The organism is Amycolatopsis panacis (assembly GCF_003600245.1).
GTDB classification, from domain to species: domain Bacteria; phylum Actinomycetota; class Actinomycetes; order Mycobacteriales; family Pseudonocardiaceae; genus Amycolatopsis; species Amycolatopsis sulphurea.
The window spans coordinates 25,384-41,803 of sequence record NZ_QZFV01000082.1; the positions used below are offsets into that span (position 1 = coordinate 25,384).

Below are 16,420 nucleotides of genomic sequence, written 5' to 3' on the forward strand. Positions count from 1 at the left end.
ACTCGCCCACGCAGAGCACCTCCGGCGGGCCGGCCGGACCGCTCGCCCTGGTCGTCACAGCGGTACTCCCCACTCTCTTTCCGTTGACCGGTAGCGACTGGGATGCTACACCTGATCAGCGCATTCTGCGCAACGTCCGTTGCAATATACGCAACCGAGGTGCCGAGATGACCAGCTCCGGTAAGACCGCCTTGGACGCCGCCGTCCGCGCCGGGCGCGGGGAACGCATCGACTGGCGGTTCCGTTCGATCGCGCCGGCGCTCGCCGGGCTCACCCTCGACGAGGCCGCGGCCCGCCGCGCGAACCTGTTCGGCGACGGGTTCTTCGGCCCGTTCGTGGTGCTCGGTGCGGCGGAGCTGGCGCACAACCTGCGCACCATGGCGCGCTGGTGCGCCGAACGCGGGGTCGTCCTCGCACCGCACGGCAAGACCACGATGGCGCCCGAGCTGTTCGCCCGGCAGCTCGCGTACGGCGCGTGGGGCATCACCGCGGCGAACGCCGGGCACGTACGGATCTACCGCACCTTCGGAGTTTCCCGGATCCTGCTGGCGAACCAGCTCGTGGACCCCTCGGGGCTGCGCTGGCTGGCCGGTGAGCTGGCGGCGGATCCGGACTTCGAGTTCGCCTGCTGGGTCGATTCGGTCCGTGGTGTCGAGCTGATGACCGACGCGCTCTCGGAAGCACCACGGCCGGTGGACGTCCTCGTCGAACTGGGCGGCGAAGGCGGGCGTACCGGCGTACGCGATTCGGCGACGGCGTACGCGGTCGCCGAAGCCGTCGCGAAGAGCCCTGCGCTGCGGTTGAGGGGCACCGGTGGTTACGAAGGAGCGCTTTCGCACCACAGCGACACCACGGCGTTGGCGAAGATCAGCTCCTATATCGACGGCGTGCGCGACCTCGCCGTCTCGTTCGCCGAAAAGGGCCTGCTCGCAGACGGCCCTGTGTACGTGACAGCGGGCGGCAGCGCCTACTTCGACCGCGTCGTGGACGAGCTGACCAAGCCGTGGCCAGACGGACTGGATGTGCTCCCGATTCTCCGCAGCGGCGCCTACCTGACGCACGACGACGGCTTCTACCGCGAAATCTCGCCGCTCGGAGCACATCCCCGCATCAACGGCGTCGAGAGGTTTCGCCCCGCGCTCCACGCCTGGGCTCAGGTGACTTCAAAGCCGTCAGCGGAACTGGCCCTGCTGACCGCGGGCAAGCGCGACCTGCCCTACGACGAAGGCATGCCCGAACCCCAGCTGCTGCGCAAGGACGGCATGGTCAACGCGCTGACCGGGCACACCGTGCCCAAGATGAACGACCAGCACACTTTCCTCACCCTGCCCGCGGATTCGCCGGTCGAGGTCGGCGACTGGGTGCGGCTCGGCGTGTCCCATCCCTGCACGACCTTCGACAAATGGCCGCTGCTGCCGGTGGTGGACACCGACGGCGAGACCGTGATCGACTTCGTACGGACGTGGTTCTGATGAGTAGTACTACCGTGATCCGCGGCGCGCAGGTCGCCGACGGCACCGGGGCACCCCTGGTCCGGCAAGACGTCGGGCTGGTCGGCAGCCGGATCGCCGAGGTCGACGCGCCGGGCACGCTCACCGCGGCCCGCGTCCTGGACGCCACCGGGCAGGTGCTCTCCCCCGGGTTCATCGACATGCACTCGCATTCGGACCTGCAACTGCTCTGCGCGCCGGACCATCTCGCCAAGGTGAGCCAGGGCGTGACCACCGAAGTGCTGGGCCAGGACGGGCTCTCCTACGCACCGGTGGACGACGAGGTGCTCGCCGCGCTGCGCGGACAGCTGGCCGGCTGGAACGACGATCCGCCCGGGTTCGACTGGAACTGGCGGTCGGTCGGCGAGTACCTCGACCGGCTCGACCGGGGCATCGCAGTGAACGCCGCCTACCTGGTTCCCCAGGGGACGGTGCGGATGCTCGCACTCGGCTGGGACGACCGGCCGGCCACCGAGGCCGAGTTGGCGCGGATGAAGGAGCTGGTCGCGACCAGCATGGCCGAGGGCGCGTTCGGCCTGTCGTCCGGGCTCACGTACACGCCGGGGATGTACGCGAGCAACGACGAGCTGATCGAGCTGTGCCGGGTGGTCGGCGAGCGCGGCGGCTACTACAGCCCGCACCACCGCAGCTACGGGGCCGGTGCGCTGGAGGCGTTCGCGGAGATGATCGGGATCTCCCGCCGTTCGGGCTGTCCGCTGCACCTCGCGCACGCCACGATGAATTTCTCCGTCAACAAAGGAAAAGCGCCGGAACTGCTGCGCCTGCTCGACGACGCGCTCGACGAGGGTTGCGACATCACGCTGGACAGCTACCCCTACCTGCCGGGCGCTACCTACCTGTCCGCACTGCTGCCCAGCTGGGCCGCCGAGGGCGGGACCGCGGCGACGCTGGCCCGTCTGTCCGATCAGGACACTCGCGAGCGGATCCGCCTGGCACTGGAAGAGTCCGGTTCGGACGGTGCGCACGGCGTGCCGGTCGACTGGCACACCATCGAGATCAACGGCGTCCGCCGGATCGAGAACTCCGCACTCGTCGGCCGCAGCGTCGCCGATTCCGCGCGAGCGGCCGGAAAATCACCGTCCGAAATGTACTTCGACACTCTGCTCGACGAGCGGCTCGGCACCTCCTGCCTGCTGCACGTCGGGCACGAGGAGAACGTGCGGGCGATCATGCGCCACCGCACGCACACCGGTGGTTCGGACGGGCTGTTGGTCGGCGACCGGCCGCATCCCCGCGCCTGGGGCACGTTCCCGCGCTACCTCGCCCGGTACGTGCGCGAACTGGGCGTGCTCGATCTGGCCGGCTGTATCGCGCACCTCACCGGACGCGCCGCACGGCGGCTCGGTTTGGCCGACCGTGGCCTGATCCGCCCCGGGTACGCCGCCGACCTGGTGCTGTTCGATCCTGACACGATCTCCGACACCGCGACCTTCGAGGACCCGCGACAGGCCGCCACGGGCATCTCCCACGTCTTCGTCAACGGCGTCGCCGCGTTAGAAGACACCCGGCCCACCGGCGCGCTCGCCGGGCACGCCCTTCGTCACCCGGGCATGGGTCGATGATCCACTGGCTGCAGACCAGCACCGGCGGTCTGCTCACCCTCGCCGCGCTGTCCATCGCGGTGCTGCTCGTGCTCATCATCAAGGTGAAGGTCGAACCGTTCATCGCGCTGATCGTGGTGGGCCTGCTCACCGCGCTGGCCGCGGGGGTGCCGGTGGGCAGCCTGGTCGGCACCGCGCAGAAGACCTCGGATTCCTTGCTGGAAAAGGGTTTCGGCAGCATTCTCGGGCACATCGCCGCGATCATCGGGCTGGGCACCCTGCTCGGTTCGATCCTGGAGCGATCCGGGGGCGCCCGGGTGCTGACCGCGGCGCTGCTGCGGGCGTTCGGCGAGAAACGGGCACCGCTGGCGATGGGCCTGTCCGGCCTGATCTTCGGCATCCCGGTGTTCTTCGACATCGGCATCTTCGTGCTCGCCCCACTGGTCTACGCGGCGGCGAAGCAGGGCGGCCGGTCGATCGTGCTGTACGCGATGCCGTTGCTGGCCGGGCTTTCCATCACGCACGCGTTCATTCCGCCGCACCCGGGGCCGGTCGCCGCGGCCGGGCTGCTGCACGTGGACCTCGGCTGGCTGATCCTGATGGGCGCCATCTGCGGGATCCCGGCCTGGTTCGTCGGCGGCATCCTCTACTCCACCTGGATCGGCAACCGGGTGAACGTGGGGCTGGCCGAGGAATTCGCGACGCTGGCCGGGGACGACGAGGACGACGGCCGTACCCCGCCGTCGCTGGCGCTGGTCGGCGGCATCATCGCGGTGCCGCTGGTGCTGATCCTGGTGGGCACCTTCGGCAGTATCCTGCTGCCGAAGAACTCCACAGGGGCGGGCGTGGCCGCGTTCCTCGGCACCCCGGCGATCGCGCTGACCATCGCCACCCTGCTCGCCTCGTGGCTGCTCGGCCGCCGCCGGGGCATGACCGGCGCCGATCTCGCCCAGCTGTCGGGCAACGCCCTGCGCCCGGTCGCGATGATCCTGCTGGTGGTGGGCGCGGGCTCGTTCTTCGGCGCCGTGCTTTCCGCGACCGGCATCGGCAAGGCGGTCGCCGGTTCGCTCGGCGACGCCGGGCTGCCGATCATCCTCGCCGCGTACGTGATCAGCTGCGGCCTGCGCATCGCACAGGGCTCGGCCACCGTGGCGATCGTTACCACCGGTGGCATCGTCGCACCCACCGTGCTCGACCTGCACTATTCGCAACCACAGCTGGCGCTGATCGTGGTCGCGATCTCGGCGGGCTCGATCATCGCCTCCCACGTGAACGACGGCGGGTTCTGGATCGTGTCCCGGTACTTCGGGCTGACTGTGCCGCAGACGCTGAAGACCTGGACCGCGCTGGAAACGGTCCTTTCCCTGAGCGGTTTCGCCGTGGCAGCATTGGCCATGACCGTGGTCTGAACCACATGGGCGCGACAGCAGGGAGAACCCGATGACCGCAGTATCCCGTCGCACGTTCCTCGGCGCGGCAGGCGCGGCCGGAGCAGCCACCGTGCTCGGCTCGCAGCTCGCCGGGGCCACGCCGTGGTCGCCAGGCACCACGGCGTATGTCGGCAGCTACACCAGCAGTTCGGTCGCCGGGCACGGGCTCGACGTGGTCGGCCGGACCGGCGACGACCCGGCGCTGTCGGCGGTCCGGACCGTGACCGGAATACCGGACGCGTCCTGGTTCGACCGCAGCCGCGACGGCCGCACGCTGTACATGACCAACGAAGGCGACCCTGACGGCGCAGTATCCGCACTGGACATCGGCGACGTGGCGAACCCGAAGCTGCTCGGGTCCAGCCCGTCGCAGGGCGCTGCGCCAACGCATCTGTCGGTGCACGCCAGTCAGAAGTTCGTGCTGGCGGCCAACTACGGCTCCGGCAGCGTGGTCGTGTTGCCGATCGAGGACGGCGGGCAGCTCGGCGCGGCCACCGATCTCCAGCAGCACACCGGCAAGGACCGTCAGGCGCATGCGCACCAGGTGGTGAACGATCCGTCCGGCAAGTGGGTGCTGTCGGTGGACCTCGGCGCGGACTCGGTCTACGTCTACACCCTCGACGTCGGCACCGGGAAACTGGCGCTGCACAAGCACGTCACGCTGCCCACCGGAGCCGGGCCACGACACCTGGCCTTCCACCCGGACGGCAAACACGCCTACCTCGCGCAGGAACTCCGGCCCGAGATCACCGTGGCGAGCTGGGATTCCTGTAACGGCGAATTCATCCCGCACACGGTCGTTCCGGCAGTGCCGCCGGGCAGCAGCGGCGACCTCTTCCCGGGCGAGATCGCCGTTTCCGGGGACGGGAAGTTCGTCCACGCCACCGTGCGCGGGCCGAACACCATCGCCACCTTCACCGTCGACGGTTCCAAGCTGACACTGGTGTCCAGTGTGGACACCGGCGGTACCTGGCCGCGGCACCTCACGCTCGACGCCGACGAGCAGTGGTTCTACGTATCCAACCAGCGTTCCGGCACGATCACCTGGCTGCCCCGAGACGCTTCGACCGGGCTGCCCGGCAAAGCCGCCGGTTCGCTCGCGGTGCCCAGCGTCAACTCGGTCTTCTTCGCCTGATCAGGAAAGCCGATGCCCGGTTTCGCAACCTTGCTCCCCCGTCCGGTCTCGGTCACCGAGGCGCCGGGCAGCTGCGCATGGCCCGCGCCGGTCGCGGTGCGAGCCGGCCCGGATCTGCCCGCGGAGGGCTACCGGCTGGCGATCACGCCCGGCAGGATCACGCTGTCCGCCGCCGATCCGGCCGGGGAACACCATGGCCGCCAGACGCTGCGCCAGCTCGCCGGGCCGGACGCATTCCGCGCCGCTTCCCTCCACGGTGGACTCGTCCTGCCGTGCGGCGTGGTCGAAGACCACCCGAAACTGCGCTGGCGCGGCTGCCTGCTGGACGTCGCCCGGCACTTTCGCACGAAGGCCGAGGTACTGCGTTTCGTCGACCTGCTGGCCGCGCACAAGCTGAACGTGCTCAACCTGCATCTCACCGACGATCAGGTCTGGCGCATCGAGGTGCCACAGTTCCCGAAGCTGACGTCGGTGGGCGGCTGGCGGCGCTCGTCGATGGTGGGCAGGCACGACGGCCCGGAACGCGACGGCCGTCCGCACGGCGGCTTCTACACCACCGCCGACCTGCGGGAGATCGTCGCCTACGCGACCGAGCGCGCGGTCACCGTCGTGCCGGAAATCGACCTCCCCGGGCACGCGAGGGCAGCCATCGCGGCCTACCCGGAACTCGGCCCGGACCCGGCCGCCGGCTGGGAAGTCTGGACCGCATGGGGAATCAGCACCGCACTGCTCGACCCTTCAGAGTCCACAGTGGACTTCTTTCGCGCGGTCTTCGATCACGTGCTGGACGTCTTCCCCTCCCCCGTGATCGGCCTCGGCGGCGACGAAGTGCCCGGCGCGACCGAGGCGCACGGCAGGCTCCTACGCACGATCGCCGAACACCTGACCGACCGCGGCCGAACCCCACTCGGCTGGGACGAGGTGCTCGACACCGGCCCGCTGCCACCGATGGTGATCGGCGTCTGGCGCGACGGCGCACACGGCGTCCGCGCCGCGGAACTCGGCCACGACGTCATACTCTGCCCCGAGGACCGGCTCTACCTGGACCACCGGCAGAGCGACCATCCCGACGAGCCGATTCCGGTCGGCTACCGCCGTACGCTGGAAGACGTCTACCGGTACGAACCCGATCTGGCCGGCCCGCGGCTGCGCGGAGTGCAGGCACAGCTCTGGAGCGAGCACATGGACAGCGTGCGACGGGTGGACTATGCGGCGTTCCCCCGGCTGTGCGCCTTCGCGGAGGTCGCGTGGAGCAGCGGACCACGAGACTTCGCCGAGTTCCTCCCCCGGCTGCGAGAACACCACCTGCCCCGACTGGACGCACTCGGGGTGGAATACCGCCCGCTCGACGGACCGCACCCGTGGCAGACCCGGCCCGGAGTTCCCGGACGGCCTCGCTGAGTTACGGCGTAGGCCGCAGATGCTGAACCACCGGCGCGCCAACGGATTCCACGCGTTCACAGGCCGTGTCGACGCCGGCCGCCAAGAGACCGTAGGGTTCTCCTTCGCGTTCGCGGGAACGCTAGCGCGATCAGCGCAGGACCGGTCCCCCATCGAAGGAATCGCCGCACGAGGTTCTGTATAGGTCGTTATACACCCGGGTTGCTATCCGGAACGCAGGCGGTACCAGACCTCGGGGCGCCCGACCTGGCCGTATCGAGGTTCACGGCGGGCCAGACCGTTGTCGGCGAGGTACTCCAGGTAACGGCGGGCGGTGACGCGGGAGGCCCCGATCGCGCTGCCCGCGCCGCCGGCCGACAGCCCCTCGGCAGCGCCCGCGAGTGCTTCGGTGATCGCTTCGAGGGTGTGGGCGCTCATGCCTTTGGGCAGGGACGTGTGTTCGGTGGTGCGCAAGGTGGCCAGCGCCCGGTCGATCTCGGCCTGGCCGGTCACCTCACCAGAGGCCTGGTGGAATGCCGCGTAGCGTTCCAGCTTCTCCCGCAGCGACGCGAAAGTGAACGGCTTCAGCAGGTACTGCACCACGCCGACGGACACCGCGGTCTTGACCAGCGCCAGATCCCGCGCGGAGGTCACTGCGATCACGTCGATCGGCAGACCGGCCGCACGCAGCGAGCGGCACACCGCCAGCCCGTGCGTGTCGGGCAGGTAGAAATCGAGCAGCACCAGGTCCACCTGCTCGCGTTCGCAGAACCGCAGTGCGTCGCCGCCGGAATGCACCACCCCGGCCACCTCGAAGCCGGGCAACCGCTCGACGTAGAGCCGATGCGCATCGGCCGCCACCGGCTCGTCCTCCACCACCAGAACCCGGATCACCGCGTCACCTCTCCTGCCTCGGCAACCGGACCGTGAACACCGCGCCACCGTCGGAGCCCACGTCGATACTGCCGCCATACCGCCGGACGGCCTGCGCCACCAGCGCCAGCCCCAGGCCGTGTCCCTTGTCCGCCTTCGTCGACCAGCCCCGGCGGAACAGGTCTTCCATCGCGTCCTCCGGCACTCCCGGCCCGTTGTCGGCGACCCGCAGCAGCAGCCCGTCGTCCCCGGAGCGCGCGGTGACCACGACCGCGGGCCGCCCGCCCGTGCCGCGGGCCGCCGCGTCGATGCCGTTGTCCACCAGGTTTCCCAGTATCGTCACCAGATCCCGGCCGGCCACGCCGAGGCCCTGATCGTCGATCACGGTGTCCGGCGTGATGGTGAACTCGACCCCGCGCTCACTGGCCTCCGCGGCCTTGCCGAGCAGCAACGCGGCGAGCACCGGTTCGGCGACCGCGCTCATCACCCGATCGGTCAATTCCTGGGCCAGCGCGAGTTCCGCGGTCGCGAACTCCACCGCGTCCTCCGGACGGCCCAGCTCGACCAGCGAAACCACGGTGTGCAGCCGATTCGCCGCCTCGTGCGCCTGCGAACGCAGCGCCTCGGACAGGCTGCGCGCCGTGGTCAGCTCGCCGGTCAGGGCCTGCAGTTCGGTGTGGTCGCGCAGGATCACCACGGTGCCCTGCGCCCGGCCGCCGGAACTCACCAGCGTGGTCCCGACGAGCAGGACCCGGGAATCGGTGAGGTGCAGCTGTTCGGTCCGGGTCTCCGGCGCGGTGAACGAGGCGGCCAGTTCCGGCGGCAGCCCGAGTTCGGACACCGGCCGCCCGACCGGGTCGCCGGTCAGCCCCAGCAGCGTGCGCGCACCGTCGTTGCAGAGCCCGATCACGCCGTCCCGGCCGACGAGCAGCACGCCCTCGCGGACCGAGTGCAGCACAGCCTCGTGGTATTCGAACAGGTTGCTCAGCTCGTCCGGGGCGATCCCGCGGGTCTGGCGTTTGAGCCGGACGCTGATCAGCCAGCCACCACAGGCGCCGACCAGCAGCACCGCCGCGGCGACCCCGAGCAGCGGCAACACCCGGTCCTGCAGTTCCGCGCTGATCGCGGCGATCGTGATGCCCACCGCCACGAGCGCGACCACCCGGTGCCCCGGGCCGAACACCGGCACCACCGCGCGCACCGACGGCCCCAGCGAACCGGTGTAGGTCTCGGTGAGGACCCCGCCCTCCTGCGCGGCGCGGATGTGCCCGAGGAACTGACCACCGATCAGCGCCGGATTCGGGTGGGTGTAGCGGATCCCCTGCGGCGACATGATCGTCACGAAGTCCACGGTGGTATCCGCGATCACCCGCAGCGCGTAGGGCTGAAGCGTCTTGGTCGGGTCCGGTGTGGACACTGCGCGCACCACGTCCGGCGCGTCGGCGGTCGTCCGGGCGACGGCCAGCGACTGCTCGCGTGCCCGGTCGGTCGTGCTGCGCTTCGCGTCCAGATACGCAATAGTGATCCCGCCCGCGACGATCACGAGCAGGACCGTCAGCTGCAGGGCCAGCAGCTGACGGGCCAGGCTCCAGCGGCTCGTGCGAATCCGCGGCGTCGAGGGCACCCGTCCATACCAGCACATCCGACCCGGTGGGGACAGCGCGGCACGCGGCGCGGGAGTCCACACCGGACACGACCGTGCGAACTCAATGAACACAACAGTGACGCTGGTCATATCCGGCCCGCATAGTGACCAGCGTTCCACTTGATCCCGAGCTGGAGGCAACGGTGCCGACACCGACCCCCGTAGCGGCCGCGCCCAAGCGCGACCGGACCCGCTATCTGTACCTGGCCGTGATCGCCGCCGTCGTACTCGGCGTCGCGGTCGGGCTCCTGTGGCCGTCGTTCGGCAAGGGCCTCGCCCCGCTGGGCACCGGTTTCGTCAACCTCATCAAGATGATGATCTCGCCGATCATCTTCTGCACCATCGTGCTCGGCATCGGCTCGGTCGCGAAGGCGGCGAAGGTCGGCAAGGTGGGCATCACCGCGCTGGTCTACTTCATCGTGATGTCGACCTTCGCTCTCGCCATCGGCCTGATCGTGGGCAACCTGATCCACCCGGGCACCGGGCTGCACCTGAACCCGGCCGACGTGTCGAAGGTGCACGCCCAGGCCAAGGGCGCCGAGGGCGGTGTCGACTTCCTGCTCGGCATCATCCCGACCTCGTTCGTCTCGGCCTTCACCGAGGGCCAGGTGCTGCAGACGCTGCTGGTCGCCCTGCTGGCCGGGTTCGCGCTGCAGAAGCTGGGCAAGCGCGGCGCGCCGGTCCTGCGCGGGATCGAGCACGTGCAGCGCCTGGTGTTCCGGATTCTGTCGATGATCATGTGGGCGGCCCCGGTCGGTGCCTTCGGCGCGATCGCCGCAGTGGTCGGCGCGACCGGCTGGGGTGCACTGCGAAGTCTGCTGGTGATCATGCTCGGCTTCTATCTGACCTGCCTGATCTTCGTGTTCGGTGTGCTCGGCGCGATACTCTGGCTCGGCGCCCGGGTGAACATCTTCCAGCTGCTGCGCTACCTCGGCCGCGAGTTCCTGCTGATCCTGTCCACCTCCTCCTCGGAATCGGCGCTGCCGCGGCTGATCGCGAAGATGGAGCACCTCGGGGTGAGCAAGCCGGTCGTCGGCATCACCGTGCCCACCGGGTACTCGTTCAACCTGGACGGCACCGCGATCTACCTGACGATGGCGACGCTGTTCATCGCCACCGCGCAGGACCAGCCGCTGGCCCTGGGCGAGCAGATCACCTTGCTGCTGTTCATGATCATCGCCTCGAAGGGCGCGGCGGGCGTCAGCGGCGCGGGCATCGCGACCCTGGCCAGCGGGCTGCAGTCGCACCGGCCGGAACTGGTCGACGGCGTCGGGTTCATCCTCGGCATCGACCGGTTCATGTCCGAGGCCCGCGCGCTGACCAACTTCGCCGGCAACGCGGTCGCGACCGTCCTCATCGGATCGTGGATGAAGGAATTCGACCGCGGCCGTTCACAGCAGGTGTTCTCCGGCCAGGCACCGTTCGACGAGGCCACCCTGCTCGACGACGCGCCTGCCGCACCCGCGGAGCAACCGAAGGAACAGGTGCCGGTGGCCACCGGCAGCTGACCTGGTCCGCTGCCCGGTCCCCCCTGCCGGGCAGCGACTCCCCCGGTGCCGTGTTCGTGAGCGTCCCCCGTGCTCACGAACACGGCACTTTTTTGTGCTCGCAAGCGGAACGGAGGTCGCCGCAAGATCAGCCCGGTGGGCGGAGGTAGGCGGCGAGGCCGCGGTGCCCCCGGCGCATCATCCACGTGTGGTTCGCCCGGAAGAACGGCCGAGCCACGACGTCCAGACGGCGCAGCAACGGTTTGCGCGCACGAACCTGTTGCAGGATCTCCAGCCGGGTACCCCCGCCGGCGGCGCGCAGGACACCGGCGAGAACCCCCTCCAGATCACCGCCGAGCCGGACACGGACCCGGCCCGCCACCGGATCCTGCTGTTCCCGGTGCATCGAGATCACCAGCCGATACGGCAGGCTCGACCGGCAGACGACCTCCGCGGTGTCGTCGTCGACCCGCCGCACCGAGCGCACATCGGGCCACCAGCGGGGGTAGGACTCCAGGTCGACGACCGCGTCGAAGACCCGGGTGACCGGCACACCGGGCAGCCACCAGCTGCTCCGGAACCGGTACTCGGCGCTCGCCGGGCCGTCGTGGTCCACCCGCACCCACCTCCCCTCGTCCCCTTCGCATGGTAGATCTCCCCGGCCGCACGGCTTCCGTGCCGACCGGCGGAGACCGCACGCGACATCCGGGCGCGAGCCGCGGCCCCGGCCGGGCATTCCGGCCCGAACGGCGGTACCGATCAGACATTCCGGCGCGAACCTCGGTACCGATCAGACATTCCGGCGCGAACCTCGGTACCGGTCGCCGGAACGCGGGCTCCCCCGATCACCGCGCCGCGGTCGCCCGGATGACCGCACCACGCCCGGAATTCGGCCGGTCGTCGGCCGTAGGAAAGGGCCGCAGCGCCGAAAAGGACGTGGCGTCCTCAGGGCTCACCAAGATTCCGGTCACCACAACAGGATTTGTCCCCGCGTATGGCCTGCTGCCGAAACGCCTACCGAAGTCTCACGAGCCCGCGAAGCGACACCGAAATCCGCCCGATATCCTCGCCGCCCGATATCCCGCCGCCCGGCGTCTGCGCGCCGCCACGGCCGCCCAACGTCCTCGTCGCCCAACGTGCTCGCCGCCCGGCATCCCCGACCCGGCGTCTGCGCCGCCCCGGCCGCCCGAGGCCTGCACCGCCCGCTCGTCGGACGTCCCCGTGCCACCGCCCGGGAGAACCGGCGCGCACACCGCCGCGATCAGGCCGGGTTCAGCACGTGCTGCAGGTACTCACCGGTGTAACTACCCCCGGTCGCCGCCACCTCCTCCGGGGTGCCCTCGGCGATGACGGTGCCACCGCCGGACCCGCCCTCCGGGCCCATGTCCACGATCCAGTCGGACGTCTTGATCACGTCCAGGTTGTGCTCGATGACGATCACCGTGTTGCCCTTGTCCACCAGGCCGTTGATCACGCCGATCAGCTTGCTGATGTCCTCGAAGTGCAAACCGGTGGTGGGCTCGTCGAGGATGTAGACCGTCTTGCCGGTCGAGCGCTTCTGCAGCTCGCTGGCGAGCTTCACGCGCTGCGCCTCACCGCCGGACAGCGTCGGCGCGGACTGGCCGAGACGCACGTAGCCGAGCCCGACGTCGACCAGGGTCTGCAGGTGCCGGTGGATCGCCTTGATCGGCTCGAAGAACTCCGCGGCCTCCTCGATCGGCATGTCCAGCACATCGGACACGGTCTTGCCCTTGTAGTGCACTTCGAGCGTCTCCCGGTTGTACCGGGCGCCCTTGCACACCTCGCAGGGCACGTAGACGTCCGGCAGGAAGTTCATCTCGATCTTGATCGTGCCGTCGCCGGCGCAGGCCTCGCAGCGGCCACCCTTGACGTTGAACGAGAACCGGCCCTGCTGGTAGCCGCGGACCTTGGCCTCGGTGGTCGCCGCGAACAGCTTGCGCACGTGGTCCCACACGCCGGTGTAGGTGGCCGGATTGGACCGCGGGGTGCGCCCGATCGGCGACTGGTCCACCCGCACCAGCTTGTCCACCTGGCCCAGCCCGTTGACCCGGGTGTGCCGCCCGGGCACCTGCCGCGCGCCGTTGAGCTTGTTCGCCAGCACCTGCGCCAGGATGTCGTTGACCAGGGTGGACTTGCCCGAGCCGGACACCCCGGTGACCGACACCAGGCAGCCGAGTGGGAAGGACACGTCGATCCCGCGCAGGTTGTGCTCGCGCGCGCCGACCACGGTCAGCTGCCGCTTGCGGTCCACCGCGCGGCGGATCCCGGGCACCTCGATCTCGCGGCGGCCGGACAGGTAGGCGCCGGTGAGCGACTCCTTGTTCTTGAGGAGCTTCTTGTACGGCCCGCTGTGCACGATGTGCCCGCCGTGTTCGCCGGCACCGGGGCCGATGTCGACCACCCAGTCGCTGGAGCGGATGGTGTCCTCGTCGTGCTCCACCACGATCAGCGTGTTGCCGAGGTCGCGCAGCCGGGTGAGCGTCTCGATCAGCCGGTGGTTGTCGCGCTGGTGCAGGCCGATGGACGGCTCGTCCAGCACGTACAGCACGCCCACCAGCCCGGAGCCGATCTGGGTGGCCAGCCGGATCCGCTGTGCCTCGCCGCCGGACAGCGTGGCCGAGGCGCGGTCGAGCGAGAGGTAGGTGAGCCCGACGTCGAGCAGGAACCGCAGCCGGGCCTGGATCTCCTTGAGCACGGCTCCGGCGATCATCTCCTCGCGCGGGCCGAGCACCAGCTCGTCGAGGAATTGCGAGGACTCCGCGATGGACAGCGCGCACACCTCGGCGATGGACCGCTCGCCCTGGGTGGCGTGCTCCAGGGTGACCGCGAGGATCTCCGGCTTGAGCCGGCTGCCCTGGCAGGCCGGGCACGGCACCTCGCGCATGTAACCCTCGTACCGCTCGCGCATGTACTCGGACTCGGTCTGCTCCATGCGCCGTTCCAGGAACGGAATGACGCCCTCGAACGCCGCGTAGTAGGAGCGCTGCCGCCCGTACCGGTTGCGGTAGCGGACGTGCACCTGCTCGTCGACGCCGTGGAGTACGGCCTTCTGCACCCGTGCGGGCAGCCGCCGCCACGGCGTGTCCATCCGGAACCCGACCGCCTCGGACAGCGATTCCAGCAGCCGCAGGAAGTAGTCCGCGCTCTGCCCGCCGGCCCACGGCGCGATGGCGCCCTCGGCCAGCGACAGCTCGTCGTCCGGGACCACCAGCTCCGGATCGACCTCCTTGCGGATGCCGATCCCGGTGCACTCCGGGCAGGCGCCGTAGGGCGAGTTGAAGGAGAACGACCGCGGTTCGAGGTCCTCGATCGCCAGTGGATGCCCGTTGGGGCAGGCGAGGTTCTCGGAGAAGCCGCGGATCCGGTGCGGATCGGCCGCGTCCAGATCGACGAACTCCAGCTCGACCAGCCCGTCCGCGAGCCGCAGCGCGGTCTCCACCGAGTCGGTGAGCCGCTGCCGCGAGCCGGATTTGACCGTCAGCCGGTCGATCACCACGCCGATCTGGTGCTTCTCCTGCTTCTTGAGCTTCGGCGGGTCGGTGAGCGGGTGCACCGTGCCGTCGACGACCACGCGCGCATAGCCCTGCTGCTGCAGGTTCTGGAACAGGTCGAGGTACTCGCCCTTGCGCCCGCGCACCACCGGCGCGAGCACCTGGAACCGGATTCCGTCCTCCATCTCCAGCACCTGGTCCACGATCTGCTGCGGCGTCTGCTTGCTGATCGCCTCGCCGCACTGGGGGCAGTGCGCCTTGCCGGCGCGGGCGTAGAGCAGCCGCAGGTAGTCGTAGACCTCGGTGATGGTGCCCACGGTGGAACGCGGGTTGCGCGAGGTGGACTTCTGGTCGATCGACACCGCGGGCGAGAGGCCCTCGATGAAGTCCACGTCGGGCTTGTCCATCTGGCCGAGGAACTGCCGCGCGTAGGCCGAGAGCGATTCGACGTAGCGCCGCTGCCCCTCGGCGAAGATCGTGTCGAAGGCGAGGCTCGACTTGCCCGAGCCGGACAGGCCGGTGAACACGATCAGGCTGTCGCGGGGCAGGTCGAGATCAACGCCGCGGAGGTTGTGCTCGCGCGCACCGCGAACAACGAGGCGATCAGCCACGCCCACGTCCCTTCAGTCATTCTCAGCTTCGTCCGTCCGCCGCCGGCGGACGCCGCCCAGGGTAGGGGGGACCACCGACAAAACCGCGACGCACGTCGTTGACCTGGTTTTCTGCGGGCTTTCCGGGGCCGGCCGGGCGCGTGCCGCGACCGGAATCCGGCGGTGCGCCGGACGCGGGCGGGACCCGCTCCACGATACAGGCGGCGCGCCGGGACCGGACCGGTACGTGCACGGGTGGAACCGGTGTGGCGCCCCCGGCTACCGTGGGACCTCGTGAACATCGCCGAGACCTATACCGGGCACGTCGAACCGGGCGGCGACGCTGCCCGCCGCACGCTGGACGGCCTCACCATCACGAAGCTCTCCGTGGGCCCGATGGACAACAACACGTACCTGCTCGTGTGCCGCGCCGAGAACGAGGCACTCCTGATCGACGCGGCGAACGATCCCGACCGCATCTCCGACCTCGTCGGCCACGGCCCGGACCGTCCCGCGTTGCGCACCGTGGTCACCACCCACCAGCACCACGACCACTGGCAGGCCCTGGGCGCGGTGGCCGGTGCGAACGGCGCGAACACCGCGGCCCACCCGCTGGACGCCGGCCCCCTGCCGATCCCCCCGGACTTCCTGGTCGAACACGGCGACACGCTCCGGTTCGGCGAGGTGACTCTGGAGGTGATCCACCTGCGGGGACACACACCCGGGTCGATCGCCCTGCTGTACCGCGATCCGGCGGGGTCGCCGCATTTGTTCACCGGGGATTCGCTGTTTCCGGGTGGTCCTGGGCGGACAACAAATCCGACGGACTTCACCAGCCTGATGGACGACCTGGAAGCACGCATCTTCGACGAGCTCCCGGATGAGACGTGGTTCTATCCCGGTCACGGGGACGACTCCACGCTGGGCGTGGAGCGTCCGAAGGTGCCGGAGTGGCGCGAACGCGGCTGGTGAGCTGACAACGTTCCCGAACGGGGCTGCCTATCCGCGGGCAGCCCCGCTTGGGGCCGACGCAGCGAAACCGGGTCTCGATGGGTTCAGCCCCAACGTGGCCGAGAAAGTCGCCGCGAACAGTTGCATGAAGCTGTGTAGCCGCCTGTCCACAGTTCGGGGAACCCATGCCCTCGTTCCTGCGATCTGCTCGGCGAGTGACAGGCTGTCCCGCCCGGGTCCAGCGCCACGTGGCGCATGCCGTTGTTGTTTCTCCGCCGATTCATGTGCGGGCTCCGTGCGCGGCGAGGCTGGTCAGGACATCATTGAGGGACACAGCCGGCCCAGAAGCCACAACCGACTCTGCA

Annotated in this window: 11 protein-coding genes; 7 read left to right on the forward strand and 4 right to left on the reverse strand. The window is 69.8% G+C overall.

The features are described 5' to 3' along the window. The first annotated feature begins 167 nt into the window (after window positions 1-167). The 5 genes from D5S19_RS15315 to D5S19_RS15335 are packed head-to-tail and all read left to right on the forward strand — an operon-like array spanning window position 168 to window position 7,018. Window positions 168-1,472, forward strand: coding sequence for an amino acid deaminase (locus D5S19_RS15315; protein ID WP_120024013.1), 1,305 nt, complete (start codon window positions 168-170; stop codon window positions 1,470-1,472). Beyond that, a complete protein-coding gene (locus D5S19_RS15320) occupies window positions 1,472-3,073 on the forward strand; it encodes an N-acyl-D-amino-acid deacylase family protein (RefSeq protein ID WP_120024014.1) in 1,602 nt (533 codons plus the stop codon). Before D5S19_RS15315 ends, D5S19_RS15320 begins: the two co-directional genes overlap by 1 nt. Then, window positions 3,070-4,461 (forward strand): GntP family permease, encoded by a 1,392-nt coding sequence (locus D5S19_RS15325; RefSeq protein ID WP_120024015.1) that lies wholly within the window; start codon window positions 3,070-3,072, stop codon window positions 4,459-4,461. The genes D5S19_RS15320 and D5S19_RS15325 overlap by 4 nt, the downstream gene beginning before the upstream one ends. A gap of 31 nt (window positions 4,462-4,492) precedes the next feature. Further along, window positions 4,493-5,617 carry a lactonase family protein gene (locus D5S19_RS15330; RefSeq protein WP_120024016.1) on the forward strand — a complete coding sequence of 375 codons (1,125 nt, stop codon included), beginning with the start codon at window positions 4,493-4,495 and terminating at the stop codon, window positions 5,615-5,617. Window positions 5,618-5,629: 12 nt separating this feature from the next. Next, the gene (locus tag D5S19_RS15335; RefSeq protein ID WP_120024017.1) at window positions 5,630-7,018 is read left to right on the forward strand and encodes a beta-N-acetylhexosaminidase; all 1,389 of its coding nucleotides are present in this window, start codon (window positions 5,630-5,632) and stop codon (window positions 7,016-7,018) included. Between the two features lie 204 nt (window positions 7,019-7,222). On the opposite strand, the gene D5S19_RS15340 is transcribed toward D5S19_RS15335, so the two are convergent. Next, window positions 7,223-7,891, reverse strand: coding sequence for a response regulator (locus D5S19_RS15340; RefSeq protein WP_120024018.1), 669 nt, complete (start codon window positions 7,889-7,891; stop codon window positions 7,223-7,225). Between the two features lie 4 nt (window positions 7,892-7,895). Further along, window positions 7,896-9,512: a sensor histidine kinase gene (locus D5S19_RS15345; RefSeq protein ID WP_120024049.1), complete on the reverse strand. Its 1,617-nt coding sequence runs from the start codon at window positions 9,510-9,512 to the stop codon at window positions 7,896-7,898. A gap of 146 nt (window positions 9,513-9,658) precedes the next feature. Between D5S19_RS15345 and D5S19_RS15350 the strand changes: the two genes are divergently transcribed. Continuing rightward, window positions 9,659-11,023 carry a cation:dicarboxylate symporter family transporter gene (locus D5S19_RS15350; protein ID WP_120024019.1) on the forward strand — a complete coding sequence of 455 codons (1,365 nt, stop codon included), beginning with the start codon at window positions 9,659-9,661 and terminating at the stop codon, window positions 11,021-11,023. A gap of 127 nt (window positions 11,024-11,150) precedes the next feature. Here the strand turns inward: D5S19_RS15350 and D5S19_RS15355 are convergent, their stop codons facing one another. Both D5S19_RS15355 and uvrA read right to left on the reverse strand, forming a co-directional pair. Beyond that, entirely contained in the window at window positions 11,151-11,618 is a 468-nt protein-coding gene (locus D5S19_RS15355) for an SRPBCC family protein (protein WP_233573935.1), read from the reverse strand. A 645-nt stretch (window positions 11,619-12,263) separates the two neighbouring features. Then, window positions 12,264-15,125 (reverse strand): excinuclease ABC subunit UvrA, encoded by a 2,862-nt coding sequence (gene uvrA / locus D5S19_RS15360; RefSeq protein WP_120024050.1) that lies wholly within the window; start codon window positions 15,123-15,125, stop codon window positions 12,264-12,266. Between the two features lie 273 nt (window positions 15,126-15,398). Between uvrA and D5S19_RS15365 the strand changes: the two genes are divergently transcribed. Then, the gene (locus D5S19_RS15365; RefSeq protein ID WP_120024051.1) at window positions 15,399-16,076 is read left to right on the forward strand and encodes an MBL fold metallo-hydrolase; all 678 of its coding nucleotides are present in this window, start codon (window positions 15,399-15,401) and stop codon (window positions 16,074-16,076) included. Window positions 16,077-16,420 lie beyond the last annotated feature (344 nt).